Here is a 22,838-nt window from a genome sequence, read left to right on the forward strand (position 1 = left end):
TTCTGTCTTCGTCTTCGTCGTCCGTCCCCTTCCCCGAGGTACTCACGCCATGACCCAGCCGCCGCCTCCGCCGCCCCAGCAGCCCCCGCCCGGGGGAGGCTTCGGGCCGCCCCCGGACCAGCCCCCGCAGGGTCCGCCCGCGGGCGGACCGAACCTCGGGAAGGCCCCGCAGCCGGGGTACGGCTATCCGCAGGCCCCGCAGACGCCTCCGCAGACACCCTCGCCGGCGGCTCCGCAGACGCCGCCCCCACCCCCCGCGCAGCAGCCACAGCCGGGGTACGGCTATCCGCAGGGCGCTCCGCAGGCGCCGCCCGGCTACGGCCACCCCGGCCAGCAGCAGCCGCCGGGGCCGTACGGGCAGCCGCCGCAAGCGCCTTACGGACAGCCGGGGCAGCCGGGCCAGCCGGGATACGGGCAGCAGCCCGGTTACGGCTATCCGCAGCCGACCATGCCGCTCCAGCCGCAGCCCGGACAGCCGGGCGGGGGCAGGAAGTTCAACGCGCAGGTGGCGATCATCGTGGCCGCGGTCGTGGCGATCGCCCTGATCGTCGGCGGCGGTGTCTGGTACTCGACGTCCAAGGACGACGGCAAGAAGGACGACACGGCCAGCTCCGGCGGCACCACCGGCGGCACCGACGACAACAACGGCGGCACCAGCTCGGGCGGCAAGGAGAAGGCCCCGGCCGACACCGGTGCCAAGGTCCTCTTCCAGGTCCCGATGCCCGAGGTGAAGAACGACAGCACGGTCGTCGTCTCCGGCTCGTGGCTCACCGACAAGACGTACGCCAAGAGCGGCGTCGCCGAGATCGTCGGCTACGACCGCGACAAGGGCGGCAAGCAGTGGACGATCCCGCTGGACGGCCCGGTCTGCCAGGCCAGCCGCCACGTCACGGACGACAACAAGACGGCGGTCCTCTACCAGCCCGCGATGCCGACCAAGGCCGACCCGTCGCACGGATGCAGCCAGCTCGCCCTGATCGACCTCGACGCCGGCAAGGAGCTGTGGACCAAGACCGTCAAGACCGGTGACCAGCTGATCAGTTTCGACAACGTCACGATCAGCGGCAACACCGTCGCCGTCGGCAGCACCAGCGGCGGCGCCGCGTTCGACCTGTCCGGCAAGCTCCTGTGGAGCCCGAAGCCGACCGACTCCTGCTACGACGCCGGGTACGGCGGCGGCGAGAAGCTGGTCGCGGTGCGCAAGTGCGGCACGTACGAGCAGCGGCAGCTGCACATCCAGACCATCGACCCGAAGACGGGGAAGGTGATCTCGGAGTACAAGATGGCCCAGGGCATCGAGTACGCGAGCATCGTGTCGACCAACCCGCTCGTCGTGGCCGCCGACGTCGGCGACTCCGCGGGCGACGGCAGCGGCATCTCCGACTTCTTCTCCATCGACAACAAGACCGGCAAGCTGCGCACGCGCATCTCCGCGCCGGGCGAGCAGTTCGCGGCCCGCTGCGAGGGCGTCACCCGCATCGAGTACTGCACCCAGCTGGCCGTCGGCAACGACCGGCTGTACCTGCCGACCGAGGAGCACGACGGCACCGGCGAGTACAGCCAGACCAACGAGATCGTCGCCTTCGACCTCACCACCGGCAAGCAGACCGGGCAGCGGGCCGACGCGGGCGACGGCTACAGGATCTCGCCGCTGCGGATGGACGGCGGCAACCTGATCGCGTACAAGCGGCCGCCGTACGACAAGGGCGGGCAGGTCGTGAGCATCGACGGGGGCAGCTTCAAGCAGACGAAGCTGCTGGAGAACCCGGCGAACGACTCGGTGCGGGACGTGGAGGCGGGCATGTCGCCGGAGTACTCCGAGTTGCTGTACGGCGACGGGCACCTGTTCATGTCCAAGGTGTACGCCAGCAAGCGGACCAGCAGTACGAGTGAGAAGGAGTACCTGGCGGTCGGCTTCGGTACGAGTTGATCGCCCGGTGTCCGCTCTGTGATCGACTGAGTGCCGGTACGGTCCCGTCCCTGTTCAGGGGCGGGACCGTTCGCGTTTGGTTCGGTCAACCTCGAATGAGAGGAATTTCGGCGATCGGGGCGATTATCGCCGGTAGGGGGAGCGCAACGTCGAACAAGCGTGTAGCTTCCGGGGGCATGAAGGCGGGGGAGCCGGGGGGCTTCCATCTGGGGGGACCGGGGTGACTGGGGGGTTGCTCGATGGGAGTGCGGCTCATGGTGGTCGACGACCACCGATTGCTGGCCGAGGCGCTGGCCTCGGCGCTGAAGCTGCGGGGGCACCGGGTGCTGGCCGCGGCGGCGCCGGCCGCGGGGGCGGCGGAGCTGGTGATCACACGGGCGCCGGAGGTGTGCCTGCTGGGGACGGCCACGCCGGCGGAGCCGGGGATCTTCGACCCGGTGGTGCGGATCAAGCGGGAACGTCCGCAGGTCGCGGTCCTGGTCCTGGGGCCGGTGCCGAGTCCGCGCGGCATCGCGGCCGCCTTCGCCGCGGGGGCTTCCGGGTACGTACGGCACGATGAGCGCATAGAGGGTGTCGAGCGGGCGATCATGAAGGCTCGGGCGGGGGAGGCGGCGGTGGCGCCGCAGTTGCTGCAAGGGGCGTTCAGCGAGTTGCTCAACCCGGCGGCCCAACCGGACGACGAGGGCCAGCGGTTGCTGTCGATGCTCACGCCGCGGGAGGCGGAGGTCCTGGTCCGCGTCGCGGACGGCGAGGACACCCGCCTGATCGCGGCGGGCATGGGCATCGCCCCCTCCACGGCCCGCACACACGTGCAACGGGTCCTGATGAAACTGGGCGTCGGCTCCCGCCTGGAGGCAGCGGCGCTGGCGGCTCGGACGGGGTTGCTGGACCGGGCGGGCCCCCTCACCCGTTCCCCGGACCCGGAGCCGTAGCCGTAGGCCGGGCCACGCCGGGGGGCGGGGCGGGGGTCCGCCTAGTGCTCTGACCACGTAGGTTCGCCGGGTCGGTGGCCCGGGCGGTTGGATGTGCGGTGACGTCCGATCCAACTGCCGGGGGGTGTGGTGGCTGAGCCTGTCCGTGTGCGCAGGTTGACCGACCAGGAGGGGCAGAGACTGCAGCAGATCGTGCGCCGAGGGAGCACCAGTTCGGTGCGGCTCCGGCGCGCGATGATGCTGCTGGCCTCGGCCGGCGGGAACCGGGTGCCAGTGATCGCGAAGCTTGTGCAGGCCGACGAGGACACTGTCCGGGATGTGATTCACCGGTTTAACGAGATCGGCTTGGCCTGTCTGGACCCTCGGTGGGCGGGAGGTCGTGCCCGCCTTCTCAGTCCTGACGATGAGGACTTCGTCGTTCAGACGGCCACCACGCGCCCGACCAAGCTCGGCCAGCCCTTCACCCGCTGGTCGATCCGCAAACTTGCCGCCTACCTGCGCAAAGTCCACGGCCGCGTGATCCGGATCGGCCGCGAGGCGTTACGGGGCCTGCTCGCCCGCCGCGGTGTCACCTTTCAGCGGACCAAGACGTGGAAGGAGTCTCCCGACCCGGACCGTGACGCCAAGCTGGACCGCATCGAGCAGGTGCTGGAGCGATTCCCGGCCCGGGCGTTCGCGTTCGACGAGTTCGGCCCGCTCGGCATCCGGCCCACCGCCGGGTCGTGCTGGGCCGAGCAGGGCCGGCCCGAGCGGCACCCCGCCACCTTCCACCGCACCCACGGAGTCCGTTACTTCCACGGCTGCTACTCGGTCGGCGACGACACCCTGTGGGGCGTCAACCGCCACAAGAAGGGCGCCGTGAACACCCTGGCCGCACTGAAGTCGATCCGAGCGGCCCGCCCGGACGGCGCCCCGATCTACGTGATCCTGGACAACCTGTCCGCCCACAAGGGCGCCAAGATCCGCAGCTGGGCAAAGAAGAACCGCGTCGAGCTGTGCTTCACCCCGACCTACGCGTCCTGGGCCAACCCGATCGAAACCCACTTCGGACCGCTGCGACAGTTCACCGTCGCCAACTCCCACCACCCCAACCACACCGCGCAGACCCGCGCCCTGCACGCCTACCTGCGCTGGCGCAACACCAACGCCCGCCACCCCGATGTTCTCGCCGCCCAACGACGCGAACGCGCCCGCATCCGCAGCGAAAAGGGCATCCGCTGGGGCGGACGCCCACTCGCCGCGGCCTGACCGCCCGTCACGGGTGCTGGTCGGCCTCTCCACGGCGCCGGACCTTACCGAGACATCGGCTTGAGGGCGTCGGCAATCTCTGGCACCAGGGCCTCGTAGGCCGCGCGCGACAGGTGCATGCCGTCGGGGTCGAACGCGGCGGGGCCCAGCCGGTCTGTCACCGCGCGCACCCTGATCGCAGTGCCGCCGGCCGTCGTGACCAGCTCGGCCAGCACCTCGGCATAATCCCTGATCAGGTCGTTGACCTCGGCGGTGTCGAACGGCTCGGGAGCACGAGCAAGGCCCGGGGGCACGAGCGCGACCCACCGACCACCGCGCTCCAGCTCGCGAGCCACGTTCTTGCGGAAGAGGCCCAGGGAGCTCGAGAAGGCCGGATGGTTGTCGCTGCTCCCGATCGACAGCACGACCGCGTCATACGACGCCGGCTCCCGATCGCCGACCTGGCCTCGCAGGGACCCCGACCAGGCACCGCCGACCGCGCAGGACTCGACGTCGCCGCCGAACGCGAGCGGCACGAGGTCCGGGTACTGGTCCTGAAGCACCGCGAGGTTGCTGTCACCGAGCAATAGAACGGTCATATGAACATCCTGCACCAGGACACTGACACGGCTCGCAGACCAGGCACGACATCGAGGACTCCACCCGTTGCCGCGGCCGCCATGGCACGCAGCTCATGAAGTAATCCGGCGAACCTATGCGGTCACAGCACTAGCTGCGGGCAGTCGTGCCTCCCCCAGTGCCTTAAGGGCCTTGAGGTGCCCCCAGGCGGCACGGGTGGGCGCAGCGGCACCCCGCTCCGCCGGGCTGCGGACCCACCCGGCCTCAGCTCCAGCGCCGAGTACCTGTGACGCCGTCGGTCACTCGGCCCGCTCCTCCTCCCCGGGCACCACACCCGGCGGCGGAGGGGCCACAGGCCTCAGCTTCAGCCAGACCAGGAAGAACACCCCGAGCGCGAGCATCCCCAACCCGGTCCACAGGTTGATGTTCACGCCCTCCGCCTTGTCGATGTCGGCATCGGACGCCGTGAACCCCGCGATCGTGACGATGACCCCGTAGACCACGAACAGCCCACCGATGATCCGCCGGATGTCGAACAGCCGCGCAGCCGTCGCCGACTTGCCCTGCAGCTCGGTGACTTCCCGCTGCACGTCCTTCTCGGAGTAGAACTCGGACATCTGTCAATCCTCCCTCGGTCAGAACGAGAACGGGATGTAGCAGGCCGCGGCCAGCACGATCGCGCCCCATCCCAGCAGCGCCGGCTTGCGATACCAGGCCTCGTCCCCGGGTGCCGGCGGCTCCGCCATGCCGGGCGAGGTCGTGCCGTAGACCAGCCCCTGGAGTTCGTCGGCCGGCTTCGGCGCGGTGAAGAGCGACACCACCACCATGACGACCGCGCCCGCGACGAACCCCGCGATGGCCGAGACGAAGTTGGCCCCCTGGTCGGAGGGGATGCCGATGATGTCCTGCTTGTAGAGGACGAAGTAGTTGACCATCGCGGCCGTGGTGCCGGCGAGCAGACCCCAGAAGCCCGACTTCATCGACGTCCGCCTCCAGAACATGCCGATGATGAAGACGACGAACATCGGCACGTTGAAGAAGGAGAACAGCGTCTGGAGGTAGCTCATGATGTTGGAGAAGGACGACGCCAGGAACGCCGTGCCGATCGAGGCCAGGACACCGATCGCGGTGATCAGGCGGCCGAAGCGGACGTAGTACTCGTCCTCCCGCTCCTTCACCACGTACTTCGCCCAGATGTCCGTCGTGAACACCGTGTTGAACGACGACACGTTCGCCGCCATGCCCGCCATGAAGGCCGCGAGGAGACCGGTCACGGCGATGCCCAGCACCCCGTTGGGCAGCAGCTGCTCCATCAGGTACGGGATCGCGTCGTTGTACTGCAGGTCGGAGCCGGACGTACCGATCTTCGGGACCAGCACCGCGGCGACCAGACCGGGGATCATCACCAGGAAGACGATGAAGATCTTCGGGAACGCGGCGATGAGCGGGGTGCGCTGGGCCGCCGAGAGGTTCTTCGCCGACAGGGCTCGTTGGACCTCCGCGAAGTTCGTCGTCCAGTAGCCGAAGGACAGCACGAAGCCCAGGCCCAGGACGATCGTCAGCCAGTTCGCGCCCAGCGGGTTGGCATTGCCGATGCCCGTGCCGCCCCAGGAGGTCATGAAGTCGGCGCCGTGGGACTGGGTGAGGGAGTCGGACAGGCCGTCCCAGCCGCCGACCTTCTTCAGCCCGAGGGCGGTGATGGGGATGAGCGCGGCGAGGATCACGAAGAACTGCAGGACCTCGTTGTAGATCGCCGAGGACAGCCCGCCGAGGGTGATGTACGCCAGGACGAAGAAGCCGGCGACCACGATCGCCACCCACTCCGGCCAGCCCAGCAGCGCCTCGACGACGATGGCCAGGGCGTAGAGGTTGACGCCGGCGATGAGGATGGCGGCGCAGGCGAAGAGGCCCGAGCTGAGCAGGTGTGCCGCCCTGTCGAAGCGCAGCAGCAGGAACTCCGGTACCGAGCGGACCTTGGAGCCGTAGTAGAAGGGCATCATCACCAGGCCGAGGAAGACCATGGCCGGGATGGCGCCGATCCAGTACCAGTGCGTGGTGTAGACGCCGTACTGCGCGCTGTTGGCGGCCATGCCGAGGATTTCGGTGGCGCCCAGGTTGGCGGCGATGAACGCGAGGCCGGTGACCCAGGCGGGCAGGGAACGGCCGGAGAGGAAGAAGTCGAGGCTCGTCTTCACCGAGCGGCGGGCGGCGAAGCCGATGCCGAGGACGACGACGAAGTAGATGCCGAGGATCGTGTAGTCGAGCCAGTTCGTGGGGAGCCGCAGCTCGGCTGCCAGGGGGGTGGGGGGATGCGTGGGGGGATGCATGAGCCCTCGCTTCGTTGCGCGAACCGATACCTCGCGGAATGTACGCCTCCGACTTCAGAAGTTGAACACGTCTGATGATGCTCTTTGTTTGATTGTGATGTTGACGATTGGGGAGGGCCGTGTTTTGATATGTTTGGTTATGTTTGAAGGATGAGGAGTCCGGCGTGAAGAAGACCTCGACCCGGCTGGCCGACGGTCGCGAGCTCATCTACTACGACCTGCGTGACGACAGCGTGCGGGACGCGGCCGACCGCCGCCCGCTGGACCGCACCGTCACCACGTCCGAGATCCGCCGTGACCCCCTGCTCGGCGACTGTGTCGCCGTCGCCTCGCACCGCCAGGGCCGCACCTACCATCCGCCGGCCGACGAGTGCCCCCTGTGCCCCTCCGAGGGCGACCGGCTGAGCGAGATCCCGGACTCGTCGTACGACGTCGTCGTGTTCGAGAACCGCTTCCCCTCGCTGGCCGGTGACTCCGGCCGCTGCGAGGTCGTCTGCTTCACGTCCGACCACAACGCGTCCTTCGCGAGCCTCAGCGAGGAGCAGGCCGGCCTGGTGCTGGAGGCCTGGACGGACCGTACGTCGGAGCTGTCCCATCTCCCCTCCGTCGAGCAGGTGTTCTGCTTCGAGAACCGGGGTGCCGAGATCGGCGTGACCCTCCAGCACCCGCACGGACAGATCTACGCCTACCCCTTCACCACCCCGCGCACCGCCCTGATGCTCCGCTCCGTCGCGGCCCACAAGGAGATGACGGGCGGGGAGAACCTCTTCGACGCCGTCCTGGAGCGTGAACTCGCCGGGGAACGGATCGTCCTGGAGGGCGACCACTGGGTGGCCTTCGTGCCGTACGCGGCGCACTGGCCGTACGAGGTGCACCTCTACCCCAAGCGCCGCGTGCCCGACCTGCTCGGGCTGGACGAGGCCGCGCGCACAGAGTTCCCCAAGGTCTATCTGGAACTCTTGAGGCGCTTCGACCGGATCTTCGGTGAGGGCGAGCCTCCGACCCCGTACATCGCGGCCTGGCACCAGGCCCCGTTCGGCGCGCTGGAGGAGTTCGACGGGGTCGTGCGGGAGGATTTCGCGCTTCATCTCGAGCTTTTCACCATCCGCCGCACTTCCGGCAAGTTGAAGTTCCTCGCGGGTTCCGAGTCCGGTATGAACGTGTTCATCAACGACGTGCCGCCGGAGCGCGCGGCCGAGCGACTGCGAGAGGTAGCGAGTTCATGAGCGGGAAGTACCTGGTGACAGGCGGCGCGGGTTACGTCGGCAGCGTGGTCGCCCAGCACCTGCTGGAAGCCGGTCACGAGGTCGTCGTCCTCGACAACCTCACCACGGGTTTCCGCGAGGGCGTCCCCGCGGGTGCCTCCTTCGTGGAGGGCGACATCCGCGACGCCGCCAAGTGGCTGGACTCCTCCTTCGACGGCGTCCTGCACTTCGCGGCGTTCTCGCAGGTCGGCGAGTCGGTCGTGAAGCCGGAGAAGTACTGGGACAACAACGTCGCCGGCACCATGGCCCTGCTCGCGGCGATGCGCGAGGCGGGCGTCCGCAAGCTCGTCTTCTCCTCCACGGCGGCGACGTACGGCGAGCCGGAGCAGGTCCCGATCGTCGAGTCGGCACCCACCTCCCCCACCAACCCGTACGGCGCCTCGAAGCTCGCCGTCGACCACATGATCAGCGGTGAGGCGGCCGCCCACGGCCTGGGCGCGGTCTCGCTGCGCTACTTCAACGTGGCCGGGGCGTACGGCGAGTACGGCGAGCGCCACGACCCCGAGTCCCACCTGATCCCGCTCGTCCTCCAGGTCGCGCAGGGCAGGCGCGACGCGATCTCCGTCTTCGGCGACGACTACCCGACGCCGGACGGCACCTGCGTGCGCGACTACATCCACGTCGCCGACCTGGCCGAGGCCCACCTGCTGGCGCTCGACGCCGCCACCACCGGCGAGCACCTGATCTGCAACCTCGGCAACGGCAACGGCTTCTCCGTCCGCGAGGTCATCGAGACGGTCCGCCGGGTGACCGGCCACCCGATCCCGGAAGTGGTCGCCCCCCGCCGGGGCGGCGACCCGGCGGTCCTGGTGGCATCGGCCGCCACGGCACGCGAGAAGCTTGGCTGGAACCCGTCCCGCGCGGACCTCGACGGAATCGTCACGGACGCCTGGGACTTCGCGCAGCGGCGCGACAACTAGTACGGAACGAAGGGTCAGGGGTCAGGCATGAGCGAGGCTGTTGCCGACAAGGCCGCCGGAGCGGTCGCCGAGCGGTTCACGGAGCTGTACGGCGCCGAGCCGCACGGAGTCTGGGCGGCGCCGGGCCGCGTCAACCTCATCGGCGAGCACACCGACTACAACGACGGCTTCGTCATGCCGTTCGCCCTGCCGCACCAGGCGGTGGCGGCGGTCTCACGCCGTGCGGACGGGGTGCTCCGCCTCCACTCGGCGGACGTCGAGGGCGGGGTGAGCGAACTCCGCCTGGACGACCTGTCCCCCGAGTCCGACAAGAACTGGACGGCGTACCCGGCGGGCGTGGTGTGGGCCCTGCGCGAGGCCGGTCACGCGGTGACGGGCGCGGACATCCACCTGGCCTCCACGGTCCCGTCGGGCGCGGGCCTGTCGTCGTCGGCGGCGCTGGAAGTGGTCGTGGCGCTGGCCCTCAACGACCTCTTCTCCCTCAACCTCCGCGGCTGGCAGCTGGCCCGCCTGTGCCAGCGCGCGGAGAACGTCTACGTGGGCGCCCCGGTCGGCATCATGGACCAGACCGCGTCGGCGTGCTGCGAGGAGGGCCACGCCCTCTTCCTCGACACCCGCGACCTCTCCCAGCGCCAGATCCCCTTCGACCTGGCGGCCGAGGGCATGCGCCTCCTCGTGGTCGACACGCAGGTCAAGCACTCCCACAGCGAGGGCGAGTACGGCAAGCGCCGCGAGGGCTGCGAGAAGGGTGCGGCGCTGCTGGGAGTCGACGCCCTGCGCGACATCCCCTACGCCGACCTGGACGCGGCCCTGGCCCGCCTCGGCGACGAGGAGGAGGTCCGCCGCCTGGTCCGCCACATCGTCACGGAGAACGAGCGCGTCGAACGGGTGGTGTCCTTGCTGGAGTCGGGCGAGACCCGCGCGATCGGCCCGGTCCTGGCCGAAGGCCACGCCTCCCTCCGGGACGACTTCCGTATCTCCTGCCCCGAACTGGACCTGGTCGTCGACACGGCCCTCGCCTCCGGCGCCCTGGGCGCCCGCATGACCGGCGGCGGCTTCGGCGGCTCGGCGATCGTCCTGGCGGAGGAGACCGACGTGGACGCCCTCACCAAGACGATCCAGGAAGCCTTCACCACGGCGGGCTTCACAGCACCCCGCATCTTCGAAGCAGTACCGTCGGCGGGGGCCCGCCGCCTGCGCTGAGACCCCGCACCAGGTGCTGAGCGCCCTTGTCCTGAAGACGAGGGCGCCCGGGCATTTTTGCGGTTCAGCGGTCGACGGACTGGATCTCCTGGACCGTCATGTTCCGCGTGGTCTCGAAAGTCCCGTCCGGCAGGTCGCCCCGCGCGCCGCCGGAGCCCTCCCAGGAGATCTGCCACGTGCCGTCTCCGTCTTCCGCACCCTTGATCGTGTCGGAGGACGAGTCTCCTCCTCCCGATCCGCATGCGGTTACGAGCAGGGCCATCGACGCGGTGAGCGCGGCTGCTGTGAGCCGGTCGGGGCGATTCACTCAGGTCTCCCGTTGAGGACTCAAGCGAACCAACGCTATTGGTGGGTGCACGCATGGTGGCACCGAGGTCTCGTACACCTCCCGCGTCGCCTCTTTGCCAACCCGGGCTTCGCTGCCCGAACGATCCTGACCGACCGTCAGCGCAGCCGCTTCGTGAGCAAGTACTCCGTGATCCCCGGCGGATAGTCCGGCACCGCGCACGCCACCTCGTACCCCTGCTTCTCGTAGAAGCGGGGGGCCTGGAAGTCCCATGTCTCCAGGCGGGCCGCGCGGCAGCCGCGGTCGCGGGCGGCGATGCGTTCCGCCTTCGAGAGCAACCGCGCACCCATGCCCCGGCCCCGGTGGCGTTCGTCGACCCAGAGGTAGGTGACGTGGAGCCAGGACGCCCAGGTGTAGCCGACGAGTCCGCCCGCCAGGGCGTCGTCCCTGTCGTTCACAGCCCACACGTGCAACGGGACGTCCCTTTCGTCCGGCGTTCCGCGCAGGGCGCGCAGTACCGGAGAGGCGGCTGTGTTCGTTTCCCGCAGGCGTGTACGGAGCAGATCACGTCGGGCCTTGTCGACTTCTGTCTCAAGACGGAACATGCGGCACACCATAAACGCGCAGGACAGTCAGTTCTGCAAATAACCTTCCGCTCCGGGCCCCCGGCCGTACCCTGATGAACAGCACCGGTGGGGGCCGGTGCCGATCAGGGGGCGAGACAGCCGGGTACGACACCCGGGGTGGGGGTAGCGGTTTCTGCACGGCGGCGGCCGTGCGGCTGCGGCGACCCGGCCGGACTGCTGTGAGGACGGACGGACAGATGCAGCAGATCCGGGCACCCCGGTGTCGTACCCGCGCGGTGCCGTCTTCCGACGATGGGGAATCCCCTGCTCTTCAGGAGCCTGGGGAAGGGGGTTACGTGGTTCGCATCCGAGTCCTGGTCGTCGACGACCATCGCATCTTCGCCGAGTCACTCGCGGCGGCCCTGGCCGCCGAGCCCGATGTCGACGTCTCCGCGGCCGGCAGCGGCCCCGCCGCGCTGCGCAGCCTGGAGCGGGCGGTCGCCGAGGGGCGGCGGTTCGACGTGCTGCTCGTCGACGCCGATCTGGGCGGCAAGGTGCCGGGCGCCCGCCCGGCCGTACCCGTGCAGGAGGGCAACGAGGACGGGCTCGTCGACGGGATCTCCCTCGTCGCGGGCGTGCGGTCCGCGCAGCCGAACGTACGGATCGTCGTGCTCGCCGAGAAGGACGACCCGCGCCGGGCCGCGCTGGCCCTCCAGGCCGGGGCCTGCGGGTGGGTCGCCAAGGACTGCTCGCTGTCCCGGCTGCTCACCGTCATCCGGGGCGTGCTGCGGGACGAGACGCATCTGCCGCCGGCCCTGCTGACCGGCGTGTTGCGGGAACTGACCGCCGCGCGCAAGCACCGCACCGAGAGTGAGCGGCTCGTCGAGTCCCTCACTCCGCGTGAGCGTGAAGTGCTGCGGTGCATGGTGGCGGGGCTGGGGCGCAAGGCCGTCGCCGAGCGCCTCTATCTGTCGCCGCACACGGTGCGTACGCACATGCAGAACGTGCTGGGCAAGCTGGGGGTGCATTCCACGCTCGCCGCCGTCGCCCTCGCCCGGCGGGCCGGGGTCGGGCCCGTCGACCTAGCCGGGGATGTTGTCGAACGGGGCGGTCAGCTGGCGTAGCAGCCCCGCCAGTTCGCCGCGCTGGGCGCGGGAGAGCTCCGCGAGGATCGCGCGCTCCTGGTCCAGCAGACCCGCCAGGGCCTGGTCCGCGCGGTCCCGGCCCTCGGCCGTCAGCCGGACCAGGACGCCTCGGCGGTCGCTGGGATCGGGGAGGCGTTCCACCAGGCCCTTCTTCGCCAGGCGGTCGATGCGGTTCGTCATCGTGCCCGACGTGACCAGGGTCTGGGTGAGGAGCTGTCCCGGCGAGAGCTGGTACGGCGTGCCCGCACGGCGCAGCGCCGTCAGGACGTCGAACTCCCACGGCTCAAGACCGTGCTCCGAGAAGGCCAGCCGGCGGGCCCGGTCCAGATGCCGGGCCAGTCTGCTCACGCGGCTGAGCACCTCGAGCGGTTCGACGTCGAGGTCCGGGCGCTCCCGGCGCCATGCTGCGACCAGCCGGTCGACCTCGTCCTCCATGGCGATCAGTGTAGTGGTTGTGTCGACGTAGAGTCTCTTGATGTCCATTTTCTTGACGTCGAGATAAATGCGGTGTCACGCTGTGTGTGCGCCCCTCTCGGCCATCACGGACACCAGGAGGACCCATGCCCGCAGCCGCCCCCACCTGGGACCCCGCCCAGTACCTCCGCCACGCCGGCCACCGCGCCCGGCCCTTCACCGACCTCCTCGCCCGCGTCCCCGACCTCCCCGGCGACCCTGCGCGCATCGCCGACCTCGGCTGCGGCCCCGGCAACGTGACCGCGCTGCTCGCCGCCCGCTGGCCCACCGCCCGGATCACCGGCTACGACAACTCGCCCGAGATGCTCGACAAGGCCCATGTCGAGCACGAGGGGCCCACCCCGGGCGGCGGCCGTCTCGACTTCGCCCACGCCGACGCCCGTACGTGGGCGCCGGGCGAGTCCTGCGACCTGATCGTCAGCAACGCCACGCTCCAGTGGGTGCCGGGGCATCTCGACCGGTTCGCCGACTGGGTGGCCGCACTGAAACCCGCCGGGACCTTCGCCTTCCAGGTGCCCGGGAACTTCGACGCCCCCAGCCACCGGCTCATGCGCGACCTCACGCACGCACCGCGCTGGCGCGACCGGCTCGCCGGCACCCTGCGCCACGCCGACGCCGTCCACACCCCCGAGGCCTACCTGGAGCGGCTCACCTCGCTCGGCTGCGCCGCCGACGTGTGGGAGACGACGTACCTCCATCTGCTCCAGGGCGAGGACCCCGTGCTCGACTGGGTGAAGGGGACCGGACTGCGGCCCGTGCTGACCGCCCTCGCCGACGACCCCGAGGCGCGGGACGGCTTCGTCAGTGAGTACCGGGCCGCCCTGCGCGAGGCCTATCCGACGGGGCCGCACGGCACACCGTTCCCGTTCCGGCGCCTGTTCGCCGTGGCCCGGAAGGAGGCGTGATGATCACCGGCCTCGACCACGTCCAGCTCGCCGCCCCCGCCGGCAGTGAGGAGCGGCTGCGGACCTACTACGTCGACGTCCTCGGGATGGCAGAGGTCCTGAAGCCGCCCGTGCTCGCCCGGCGCGGCGGGTGCTGGTTCCGGGCCGGTGCCGTGCAGCTTCACGTCGGGATCGAGGAGGACTTCCGGGCGGCGAAGAAGGCTCATCCCGGGCTGCGGGTGACGGGCATCGACGCGTACGCCGCCCGGCTGGAGGCCCACGGGGCGCCCGTCACCTGGGACTCCGCCCTGCCGGGGTACAAGAGGTTCTACTCGCAGGACCCCGTCGGCAACCGCCTGGAGTTCCTCGAGCCTCTCCAGGCGGACACGCCTTAGGCCTTGCGGCGCCCTATCAGGTGCGGCTTGGCCTCCAGTCCGTCCAGGCCGTGCCACGCGAGGTTCACCAGGTGCGCGGCCACCTCGGCCTTCTTCGGCTTGCGTACGTCCAGCCACCACTGGCCGGTCAGGGCGACCATGCCGACCAGGGCCTGGGCGTACAGCGGGGCCAGCTTGGGGTCGAAGCCGCGGCTCTTGAACTCGCGGCCCAGGATGTCCTCCACCTGGGTGGCGATGTCCGAGATGAGCGAGGCGAACGAGCCGGTCGACTGGGGGATGGGGGAGTCACGGACCAGGATGCGGAAACCGTCCGTGTACTCCTCGATGTAGTCCAGCAGGGCGAAGGCCGCCTGTTCGCACAGTTCGCGGGGGTGACCGGCCGTGAGAGAGCTGGTCACCATGTCCAGCAGGCGGCGCATCTCGCGGTCCACGACCACCGCGTACAGCCCTTCCTTGCCGCCGAAGTGCTCGTACACCACGGGCTTGGAGACCCCGGCCTTCGCCGCGATCTCCTCCACCGACGTGCCCTCGAAACCCTTCGCGGCGAAGAGCGTGCGACCGATCTCCAGCAGCTGCTGGCGGCGCTCGGCACCGGTCATCCGGGTGCGACGCACTCGCCGCGGCTTGTCGTTGCTGGGGGTGCTGCTCGAGTCGGTCGCCACAGCGACCATCATGCCGCCTTGACGGGCTCCTTCCCGCGTGGGGAGCCGCCTTCCCCGGTGTTACGGCGCGAATCGATACGCGAGCGTGACGGCCAGCGCACGTCGTACGCCCAGCCGAGCATCTCGAACCAGCGGATCAGCCGGGCGGAGGAGTCCAGCTGGCCGCGCATCACACCGTGCCGCGCGGAGGTGGGGTCGGCGTGGTGCAGGTTGTGCCAGGACTCGCCGCAGGACAGGATCGCCAGCCACCACACGTTGCCCGAGCGGTCACGCGACTTGAAGGGGCGCTTGCCCACCGCGTGGCAGATCGAGTTGATCGACCACGTCACGTGGTGCAGCAGGGCCACCCGGACGAGCGAACCCCAGAAGAACGCCGTGAACGCGCCCCACCAGGACATCGTGACCAGCCCGCCGATCAGCGCCGGGAGGGTCAGGGACACGACCGTCCACAGGACGAACTGGCGGGAGATCGCGCGGAGCGTCTTGTCCTTGATCAGGTCCGGGGCGTACTTCTCCTGCGATGTCTGCTCCTCGTCGAACATCCATCCGATGTGCGCCCACCACAGGCCCTTCATCAGGGCCGGAAGCGTCTCGCCGAACCGCCACGGCGAGTGCGGGTCGCCCTCCGCGTCGGAGAACTTGTGGTGCTTGCGGTGATCGGCCACCCAGCGGACCAGCGGACCCTCGACCGCCATGGACCCGGCGATCGCCAGCGCGATCTTCAGCGGCCGCTTGGCCTTGAAGGAGCCGTGGGTGAAGTGACGGTGGAAACCGATCGTGATGCCGTGGCAGCCCAGGTAGTAGAAGAACACCAGCAGACCGAGGTCCAGCCAGCTCACACCCCAGCCCCAGGCCAGCGGCACCGCCGCCAGCAGCGCGAGGAACGGGACGGTGATGAAGAGGAGGAGGGCGATCTGCTCGATGGACCGCTTCTGCTCGCCGCCCAGCGTGGCGGGGGGATCTTGATCGGTTGCCTGACCGGACGCCTTCGGGGCGTTTTCGATCACGTCGGAACTACTGGTCATACGCGTCCCCTGGGGGGTATGTGGATGGAGAGGAGGGTGCCGGAGCACGGGAACCCCGCAGTGCTTCCTACGGTTCCGTAACCTACGGCTTCGTAAGTATGGCAGCGCGCCGCCCGGCGGCAAGAGCCCGAGAGCCTGCGCGTCCCGGCCGACACCTATCCTGGAGTCGGTCGGACAGCGCGGTCCGCTCTGATTTCTTCCCGGATGTCCGGCCCGTATGCGGCGCCCGCCGCGCGAGACGCCGTCCGGGTACCCCCTCCCAGACGAGCTTCAACACTGCAAGGAGCCGCACCTGTGAGCAGTGCCGACGACCAGACCACGACCACGAGCAGTGAGCTGCGTGCCGACATCCGCCGACTGGGTGACCTCCTCGGAGAGACGCTCGTCCGGCAGGAGGGTCCCGAGCTCCTGGAGCTCGTCGAAAAGGTCCGCCGCCTCACCCGTGAGGACGGCGAGGCCGCCGCCGAGCTGCTGCGCGGCACCGAACTCGACACCGCGGCCAAGCTGGTCCGCGCGTTCTCCACCTACTTCCACCTGGCCAACGTCACCGAGCAGGTGCACCGCGGCCGCGAGCTGCGCGCCCGGCGCGCCGCCGAGGGCGGACTGCTCGCCCGTACGGCCGACCGGCTCAAGGACGCCGACCCCGAGCACCTGCGCGAGACGGTCCGCAACCTCAACGTCCGCCCCGTGTTCACGGCCCACCCGACCGAGGCCGCGCGCCGGTCGGTCCTGAACAAGCTCCGGCGCGTCGCCGCACTCCTGGAGACCCCGGTCATCGAGTCGGACCGCCGCCGCCTCGACACCCGCCTGGCCGAGAACATCGACCTCGTCTGGCAGACCGACGAACTGCGCGTCGTCCGCCCCGAGCCCGCCGACGAGGCCCGCAACGCCATCTACTACCTCGACGAACTGCACGCCGGCGCCGTCGGCGACGTCCTTGAGGACCTCACCGCCGAGCTGGAGCGCGCCGGCGTCAAGCTCCCCGACGACACCCGCCCCCTCACCTTCGGCACCTGGATCGGCGGCGACCGCGACGGCAACCCCAACGTCACCCCCCAGGTCACCTGGGACGTCCTCATCCTCCAGCACGAGCACGGCATCAACGACGCGCTGGAGACGATCGACGAACTCCGCGGCTTCCTGTCCAACTCCATCCGCTACGCCGGCGCCACCGAGGAACTGCTGACCTCCCTCCAGGCCGACCTGGAGAACCTCCCCGAGATCAGCCCCCGCTACAAGCGCCTCAACGCCGAGGAGCCCTACCGGCTCAAGGCCACCTGCATCCGGCAGAAGCTGGAGAACACCAAGCAGCGCCTCGCCAAGGGCACCTCGCACGTGCCCGGCCGCGACTACCTCGGCACCGGCGAGCTGATCAGCGACCTGCGGATCATCCAGACCTCCCTGCGCGAACACCGCGGCGGCCTCTTCGCCGACGGCCGCCTCGCCCGCACCATCCGCACCCTCGCCGCCTTCGGCCTCCAGCTCGCCACCATGGACGTACGCGAACACGCGGACGCCCACCACCACGCCCTCGGTCAGCTCTTCGACCGGCTCGGCGAGGAGTCCTGGCGGTACGCGGACATGCCCCGCGACTACCGCGCCAAGCTCCTCGCCAAGGAACTGCGCTCCCGCCGCCCCCTCGCGCCCACCCCGGCGCCCGTGGACGCGCCCGGCGAGAAGACCCTCGGCGTCTTCCAGACCGTGAAGCGGGCCCTGGAGGTCTTCGGACCCGAGGTCATCGAGTCGTACATCATCTCCATGTGCCAGGGCGCCGACGACGTCTTCGCCGCCGCCGTCCTCGCCCGCGAGGCCGGCCTGATCGACCTGCACGCCGGCTGGGCCAAGATCGGCATCGTGCCGCTGCTGGAGACCACCGACGAGCTCAAGGCCGCCGACACCATCCTGGAGGACATGCTCTCCGACCCGTCCTACCGGCGCCTCGTCGCGCTGAGGGGCGACGTCCAGGAAGTCATGCTCGGCTACTCCGACTCCTCCAAGTTCGGCGGCATCACCACCAGCCAGTGGGAGATCCACCGCGCCCAGCGCCGCCTGCGCGACGTCGCCCACCGCTACGGCGTCCGCCTGCGCCTCTTCCACGGCCGCGGCGGCACCGTCGGCCGCGGTGGCGGCCCCACCCACGACGCCATCCTCGCCCAGCCCTGGGGCACCCTGGAGGGCGAGATCAAGGTGACCGAGCAGGGCGAGGTCATCTCCGACAAGTACCTCATCCCGTCCCTGGCCCGGGAGAACCTCGAACTCACCGTCGCCGCCACCCTCCAGGCCTCCGCCCTGCACACCGCACCCCGCCAGTCCACCGAGGCCCTCGCCCGCTGGGACGCCGCGATGGACGTCGTCTCCGACGCCGCCCACGCCGCCTACCGCCGCCTCGTCGAGGACCCCGACCTGCCGACGTACTTCCTCGCGTCGACGCCGGTGGACCAGCTCGCCGACCTGCACCTGGGCTCCCGGCCCTCCCGCCGCCCCGGCTCCGGCGTCTCGCTCGACGGCCTGCGCGCCATCCCCTGGGTGTTCGGCTGGACCCAGTCCCGGCAGATCGTCCCCGGGTGGTTCGGCGTCGGCTCCGGCCTCAAGGCTCTGCGCGAGGCCGGGCTCGACACCGTCCTGGACGAGATGCACGAGCAGTGGCACTTCTTCCGCAACTTCATCTCCAACGTCGAGATGACCCTCGCCAAGACCGACCTGCGGATCGCCCAGCACTACGTCGACACCCTCGTCCCCGACGAGCTCAAGCACGTCTTCGACACCATCAAGGCCGAACACGAACTGACCGTCGCCGAGGTCCTCCGCGTCACCGGGGAGAACGAACTGCTGGACGCCGAACCCGTCCTCAAGCAGACCTTCGCCATCCGCGACGCCTACCTCGACCCCATCTCCTACCTCCAGGTCGCCCTGCTCAAGCGGCAGCGCGACGCGGCGGCCGCGGGCGAAACGCCCGACCCGCTGCTCGCCCGCGCCCTGCTCCTCACCGTCAACGGCGTGGCAGCGGGCCTGCGCAACACCGGCTGAGCCGCTCCCCGGACACGACCGTGCCCCCGAGCCCGTACAAGCTCGGGGGCACGGTCGCGTTCCACGTCAGCCGCGGCCGACCTTCCGGCGACGGAACACCAGGAACCCACCGCCCGCGACCAGCACCGCCGCCACACCGGACAGCAGACCCACCGGCGCCCCGTTGCCCGTCTCGGCGAGATCACCGTCGGCACCGCCCTGCGGCGACGCCGACGGCGACGAGGACGCGGTCGCACCCCCGCCGGCCGGCGAACCCGGGGACGCCGACGTGCCCGGCTCCGCCGGCGGCGCCTCGGACGCCCCGGACGAGGGCGACGGCGACGCCGACCCGGACGGCGTCGACCCGCCCGGCTCCTGCTCGTCCTCGCAGTCCGTCCAGAACACCTTGTGCTTGGCGGCACCCTTCTCGCCGTCGAAGTTCCAGAACAGCTTGTAGTGCCCGTCGGGCAGCGACAGGTCCTCCGTACGGCCGTGGCCCTGGTCGTCCAGCGTGAGCGCGCCGGACTTCACCGTCTCCCCCTTGTTCTCGCTCGGGGGGATCGCGTTGATGTGCCAGTCGACCTCCTGACCGCCGTCGAAACCGAAGGCGTCCAGGTAGAACGTGCACACGTGCGGCTCGTTGCGGCGCAGCTCCTCGCCCGTCGAGGCGTCGTGGATCTTGACCGTGCCGTTGTCACCAGGAGGGGTCGCGTGGGCGGCCGGAGCGAGCAGGAGAACCGCGGAAGCGGCGGCGGCGACAGCGCCGGCGCGCGAGAGAGTTCGCATCGAGGAGTCATCCATCTTCGAGAAGTGACCGGGAAGATGTGGAGGGGGCGGCTCAGCTTCCAGCCCTGCCCGACCGCTCGTCAATCACGAACCGACAACGCTCGGCCCCCCACAGAAATGGAGAACGCCGCAACCCCTCGGACAGTCACTCGGACAATCACTCAGAGAATCACTCAGACAGTCACGAAAGCGGCCGTCAGCAACGCCACCCCCGACAACGCCATCACCCACGCCGCCCGGGTGCGCAGCAGACCGCCCGCCACCACCACCGACGCCAGCAACAGCGCACCACCCAGCGGAATCCACGCGTACAGGACCCCGGCCGGACCCGAGCGCACCGCGTCATCGCTGCCGGGCTTCATGACCACCGTGTAGGTCCGGCCCTTCTGCACCGCGACCGACTTCTCCAGAACCACCTTCGACCGCGGCTGCGAACCCTCGGACAGCGGCGCGTACCGGCCCGAGCACGTCTCCGGCCCGCACCGCGTCACATCCACCGTGCCGCGCTCCCGGCCCTTCGTCAGCATCACGTGCTGCGCCGTACCCCACGACGCCCACACACCCGCGATCAGGATCAGCACCGCGACCGTACCCATCGCCGCGAACCGACCGAACCTCAGCACGGCATGGGTGCTCTGGCGAGTGGCGACGGCAGAGGCAGGCATGGCCGGGATCATTGGCCATACCCGTACGGCCGGTCAACTCCCGTGGGCGACAAGTCAGGAGTTGTACGTGCTTTGCGCCCGCTCCAGCCCCTCGATCACCAGACACTCCACCGCGTCCGCCGCCCGGTCCACGAAGTAGTCCAGCTCCTTGCGCTCCGCCGACGAGAAATCCCGCAGCACGAAGTCCGCCACCGGCATCCGCCCCGGCGGCCGGCCGATCCCGAACCGCACCCGGTGATAATCCGCCCCGAACGCCTTCGTCATCGACTTCAACCCGTTGTGCCCGTTGTCCCCGCCGCCCAGTTTCAGCCGCAACGCCCCGTAATCGATGTCCAACTCGTCATGAATCGCCACCACATGGGCAACCGGCACCTTGTAGAAATCCCGCAGCGCGTTCACCGGCCCACCCGACAGATTCATGTACGACATCGGCTTCGCCAGAACCACCCGCCGGCTCATCGGCCCCGGCGGCCCGATCCGCCCCTCGACGACCTGCGCCTGCGCCTTCCCGGCCCGCTTGAACCTCCCCCCGACCCGGTCCGCCAGCAGATCGGCCACCATGAAACCCACGTTGTGCCGGTTCCCCGCATACTCCGGCCCCGGATTGCCCAGCCCCACGATCAGCCAGGGAGCAGCGGCATCGGTCGTCACGTCCATGTCTCCTTCATAGCGTCGGCCGCTGCCCCGCACGGGAACAGCGGCCGACGAAACGACGACGAAGAGGATCAGGCCTCGGCGGTCTCGCCCTCGGCCGACTCCTCGCCCTCCGGGGCCTCCTCGGCCTGCGCGGCCAGCACCTGCAGGACGACGGTGTCCTCCTCGACGTCCAGCGTCGTGCCCTTCGGCAGCGGGATGTCCTTGGCGAGAACGGAGTCACCCGCCGTCAGACCCTCGACGGAGACCGTCACGGACTCCGGGATGTGCGTCGCCTCGGCCACCACCGGCAGCGCGTTCAGCACGTGCTCCAGCAGGTTGCCGCCCGGGGCCAGCTCACCCTCGGTGTGCACGTAGATCTCGACGTTGACCTGCTCGCCACGCTTCACCAGCTGCAGGTCCACGTGCTCCAGGAAACCCTTCAGCGGGTCACGCTGCACGGCCTTCGGAATCGCCAGCTCGTTCTGCTTGCCGTCGATGTCCAGCGCGATCAGCACGTTCGGCGTACGCAGCGCCATCAGCAGGTCGTGACCCGGCAGGGTCAGGTGCAGCGGGTCCGAACCGTGCCCGTACAGGACACCCGGAACCTTGTCTTCACGACGGATACGGCGCGCGGCACCCTTGCCGAACTCGGTGCGCGTCGCGGCGGAGATCTTCACCTCGGACATACTCACTCCTCGAAGTCAGAAACGGACGTGGTCACCCGGCCACGAACGGCCTGCTACGAAGAGCGCGTCGATAACGGACAGCCGCACAAACTTCCAGAAGAAGCGGTACGGCCTCCCTCGCCGAGCAACTTCAGCAGTCTACTCGGCAAGGGAGGCCGCACCCAAAACGATCTACAGCAGCCCGACCAGGGGCTCCTACTGCTCGTCGAACAGGCTCGTCACCGAACCGTCCTCGAACACCTCACGCACCGCACTCGCGATCGTCGGCGCGATCGACAGCACCGAGATCTTGTCCAGGTCCGCGCTCAGCTCACCCGGCGTCGGCAGCGTGTTCGTGAACACGAACTCACTCACCCGCGAGTTCTTCAGCCGATCAGCCGCCGGACCCGACAGCACACCGTGCGTCGCCGTCACGATCACGTCCTCCGCGCCGTGCGCGAACAGCGCGTCCGCCGCGGCACAGATCGTCCCGCCCGTGTCGATCATGTCGTCCACCAGGACACACACGCGCCCCTTCACCTCACCCACGACCTCGTGGACGGTGACCTGGTTCGCCACATCCTTGTCCCGGCGCTTGTGCACGATCGCCAGCGGCGCACCCAGCCGGTCACACCAGCGGTCGGCGACCCGCACCCGGCCCGCGTCCGGAGACACCACCGTCAGCTTCTCCCGGTCCACCTTCCGGCCCACGTAGTCCGCCAGCAGCGGCAGCGCGAACAGATGGTCCACCGGACCGTCGAAGAAGCCCTGGATCTGGTCCGTGTGCAGATCCACGGTCAGCAGCCGGTCCGCGCCCGCGGTCTTCATCATGTCCGCGATCAGACGCGCCGAAATCGGTTCACGTCCCCGGTGCTTCTTGTCCTGCCGCGCGTAACCGTAGAACGGCACGATGACGGTGATGGAGCGGGCCGACGCGCGCTTCAGCGCATCGATCATGATCAACTGCTCCATGATCCACTTGTTGATCGGAGCCGTGTGGCTCTGGATCAGGAAGCAGTCGGCACCACGTGCCGACTCCTGATAACGCACATAGATCTCGCCGTTCGCGAAGTCGAAGGCCTTCGTCGGGACAACCCCGACACCCAACTGCTGGGCGACCTCCTCGGCAAGCTCGGGGTGGGCGCGGCCGGAGAAGAACATCAACTTCTTCTCGCCGGTCGTCTTGATCCCGGTCACAGCACTGTCTCCTCAGAGGTGTCGCAGCTGGGGTTTCGAGAGACCTCTCAGCCGGCTTGCGAG

At 69.7% G+C, this 22,838-nt stretch carries 23 protein-coding genes; 10 read left to right on the plus strand and 13 right to left on the minus strand.

From position 1 onward, the window contains the following. Positions 1–49: 49 nt before the first annotated feature. The 3 genes from MQE23_RS26245 to MQE23_RS26255 all read left to right on the plus strand — a co-directional run bounded on the left by MQE23_RS26245 (position 50) and on the right by MQE23_RS26255 (position 4,110). Positions 50–1,930: a PQQ-binding-like beta-propeller repeat protein gene (locus MQE23_RS26245; protein WP_243380459.1), complete on the plus strand. Its 1,881-nt coding sequence runs from the start codon at positions 50–52 to the stop codon at positions 1,928–1,930. Positions 1,931–2,169: 239 nt separating this feature from the next. After that, positions 2,170–2,862: a LuxR C-terminal-related transcriptional regulator gene (locus MQE23_RS26250; RefSeq protein WP_020271277.1), complete on the plus strand. Its 693-nt coding sequence runs from the start codon at positions 2,170–2,172 to the stop codon at positions 2,860–2,862. 129 nt (positions 2,863–2,991) lie between these two features. Beyond that, positions 2,992–4,110 (plus strand): IS630 family transposase, encoded by a 1,119-nt coding sequence (locus MQE23_RS26255; RefSeq protein ID WP_347710145.1) that lies wholly within the window; start codon positions 2,992–2,994, stop codon positions 4,108–4,110. Between the two features lie 44 nt (positions 4,111–4,154). Here the strand turns inward: MQE23_RS26255 and MQE23_RS26260 are convergent, their stop codons facing one another. From MQE23_RS26260 to MQE23_RS26270, 3 genes are all read right to left on the minus strand, one after another. Continuing rightward, positions 4,155–4,703 carry a GDSL-type esterase/lipase family protein gene (locus tag MQE23_RS26260; protein WP_243380461.1) on the minus strand — a complete coding sequence of 183 codons (549 nt, stop codon included), beginning with the start codon at positions 4,701–4,703 and terminating at the stop codon, positions 4,155–4,157. 264 nt (positions 4,704–4,967) lie between these two features. Next, positions 4,968–5,285 carry a hypothetical protein gene (locus tag MQE23_RS26265; RefSeq protein WP_020271278.1) on the minus strand — a complete coding sequence of 106 codons (318 nt, stop codon included), beginning with the start codon at positions 5,283–5,285 and terminating at the stop codon, positions 4,968–4,970. A gap of 18 nt (positions 5,286–5,303) precedes the next feature. Continuing rightward, entirely contained in the window at positions 5,304–6,995 is a 1,692-nt protein-coding gene (locus MQE23_RS26270) for a sodium:solute symporter family protein (protein ID WP_243380462.1), read from the minus strand. A 164-nt stretch (positions 6,996–7,159) separates the two neighbouring features. On the opposite strand from MQE23_RS26270, the gene galT reads away from it, so the two are divergent. The 3 genes from galT to galK are packed head-to-tail and all read left to right on the plus strand — an operon-like array spanning position 7,160 to position 10,383. Then, entirely contained in the window at positions 7,160–8,221 is a 1,062-nt protein-coding gene (galT, locus tag MQE23_RS26275; RefSeq protein ID WP_037667991.1) for a galactose-1-phosphate uridylyltransferase, read from the plus strand. Beyond that, positions 8,218–9,180: a UDP-glucose 4-epimerase GalE gene (gene galE, locus MQE23_RS26280; RefSeq protein WP_020271282.1), complete on the plus strand. Its 963-nt coding sequence runs from the start codon at positions 8,218–8,220 to the stop codon at positions 9,178–9,180. Before galT ends, galE begins: the two co-directional genes overlap by 4 nt. Positions 9,181–9,207: 27 nt before the next feature. Next, the gene (galK, locus tag MQE23_RS26285) at positions 9,208–10,383 is read left to right on the plus strand and encodes a galactokinase (RefSeq protein WP_243380463.1); all 1,176 of its coding nucleotides are present in this window, start codon (positions 9,208–9,210) and stop codon (positions 10,381–10,383) included. Positions 10,384–10,447: 64 nt separating this feature from the next. Here the strand turns inward: galK and MQE23_RS26290 are convergent, their stop codons facing one another. Both MQE23_RS26290 and MQE23_RS26295 read right to left on the minus strand, forming a co-directional pair. After that, positions 10,448–10,690 carry a hypothetical protein gene (locus MQE23_RS26290; RefSeq protein ID WP_243383004.1) on the minus strand — a complete coding sequence of 81 codons (243 nt, stop codon included), beginning with the start codon at positions 10,688–10,690 and terminating at the stop codon, positions 10,448–10,450. A 137-nt stretch (positions 10,691–10,827) separates the two neighbouring features. Next, positions 10,828–11,286, minus strand: coding sequence for a GNAT family N-acetyltransferase (locus MQE23_RS26295; RefSeq protein WP_243380464.1), 459 nt, complete (start codon positions 11,284–11,286; stop codon positions 10,828–10,830). A 305-nt stretch (positions 11,287–11,591) separates the two neighbouring features. Here MQE23_RS26295 and MQE23_RS26300 point away from each other — a divergent pair, with 305 nt between their 5' ends. Further along, positions 11,592–12,359, plus strand: a complete 768-nt coding sequence (locus MQE23_RS26300) for a response regulator transcription factor (protein WP_020271286.1) — start codon at positions 11,592–11,594, stop codon at positions 12,357–12,359. Here the strand turns inward: MQE23_RS26300 and tamR are convergent. Then, complete coding sequence (gene tamR, locus MQE23_RS26305) at positions 12,318–12,815, minus strand: MarR family transcriptional regulator TamR (protein ID WP_037667999.1); 498 nt, start codon at positions 12,813–12,815, stop codon at positions 12,318–12,320. The genes MQE23_RS26300 and tamR overlap by 42 nt on opposite strands. Before the next feature lie 125 nt (positions 12,816–12,940). Here tamR and MQE23_RS26310 point away from each other — a divergent pair, with 125 nt between their 5' ends. Continuing rightward, positions 12,941–13,759 (plus strand): trans-aconitate 2-methyltransferase, encoded by an 819-nt coding sequence (locus MQE23_RS26310; protein WP_020271643.1) that lies wholly within the window; start codon positions 12,941–12,943, stop codon positions 13,757–13,759. Further along, a complete protein-coding gene (locus MQE23_RS26315; RefSeq protein ID WP_020271642.1) occupies positions 13,759–14,133 on the plus strand; it encodes a VOC family protein in 375 nt (124 codons plus the stop codon). The genes MQE23_RS26310 and MQE23_RS26315 overlap by 1 nt, the downstream gene beginning before the upstream one ends. Here MQE23_RS26315 and MQE23_RS26320 read toward each other — a convergent pair. Then, positions 14,130–14,807 (minus strand): TetR/AcrR family transcriptional regulator, encoded by a 678-nt coding sequence (locus tag MQE23_RS26320; protein ID WP_037668217.1) that lies wholly within the window; start codon positions 14,805–14,807, stop codon positions 14,130–14,132. The genes MQE23_RS26315 and MQE23_RS26320 overlap by 4 nt on opposite strands. Continuing rightward, positions 14,804–15,820 (minus strand): fatty acid desaturase, encoded by a 1,017-nt coding sequence (locus tag MQE23_RS26325; protein WP_037668214.1) that lies wholly within the window; start codon positions 15,818–15,820, stop codon positions 14,804–14,806. The genes MQE23_RS26320 and MQE23_RS26325 overlap by 4 nt, the downstream gene beginning before the upstream one ends. Before the next feature lie 294 nt (positions 15,821–16,114). Between MQE23_RS26325 and ppc the strand changes: the two genes are divergently transcribed. After that, positions 16,115–18,847, plus strand: a complete 2,733-nt coding sequence (ppc, locus tag MQE23_RS26330; protein WP_243380465.1) for a phosphoenolpyruvate carboxylase — start codon at positions 16,115–16,117, stop codon at positions 18,845–18,847. A gap of 66 nt (positions 18,848–18,913) precedes the next feature. Here ppc and MQE23_RS26335 read toward each other — a convergent pair whose 3' ends face one another. The 5 genes from MQE23_RS26335 to MQE23_RS26355 all read right to left on the minus strand — a co-directional run bounded on the left by MQE23_RS26335 (position 18,914) and on the right by MQE23_RS26355 (position 22,775). Continuing rightward, positions 18,914–19,612 (minus strand): LPXTG cell wall anchor domain-containing protein, encoded by a 699-nt coding sequence (locus MQE23_RS26335; RefSeq protein ID WP_243380466.1) that lies wholly within the window; start codon positions 19,610–19,612, stop codon positions 18,914–18,916. A 173-nt stretch (positions 19,613–19,785) separates the two neighbouring features. Beyond that, positions 19,786–20,277, minus strand: coding sequence for a hypothetical protein (locus MQE23_RS26340; protein WP_037668220.1), 492 nt, complete (start codon positions 20,275–20,277; stop codon positions 19,786–19,788). A gap of 54 nt (positions 20,278–20,331) precedes the next feature. Then, entirely contained in the window at positions 20,332–20,934 is a 603-nt protein-coding gene (gene pth / locus MQE23_RS26345) for an aminoacyl-tRNA hydrolase (protein ID WP_020271635.1), read from the minus strand. 68 nt (positions 20,935–21,002) lie between these two features. Then, positions 21,003–21,599 carry a 50S ribosomal protein L25/general stress protein Ctc gene (locus MQE23_RS26350; RefSeq protein ID WP_020271634.1) on the minus strand — a complete coding sequence of 199 codons (597 nt, stop codon included), beginning with the start codon at positions 21,597–21,599 and terminating at the stop codon, positions 21,003–21,005. Positions 21,600–21,794: 195 nt separating this feature from the next. After that, positions 21,795–22,775: a ribose-phosphate diphosphokinase gene (locus MQE23_RS26355; RefSeq protein ID WP_020271633.1), complete on the minus strand. Its 981-nt coding sequence runs from the start codon at positions 22,773–22,775 to the stop codon at positions 21,795–21,797. Between the last annotated feature and the right edge of the window lie 63 nt (positions 22,776–22,838).

Origin of the sequence: Streptomyces sp. HP-A2021 (genome assembly GCF_022807935.1) — a bacterium.
Classification (GTDB): domain Bacteria; phylum Actinomycetota; class Actinomycetes; order Streptomycetales; family Streptomycetaceae; genus Streptomyces; species Streptomyces afghaniensis.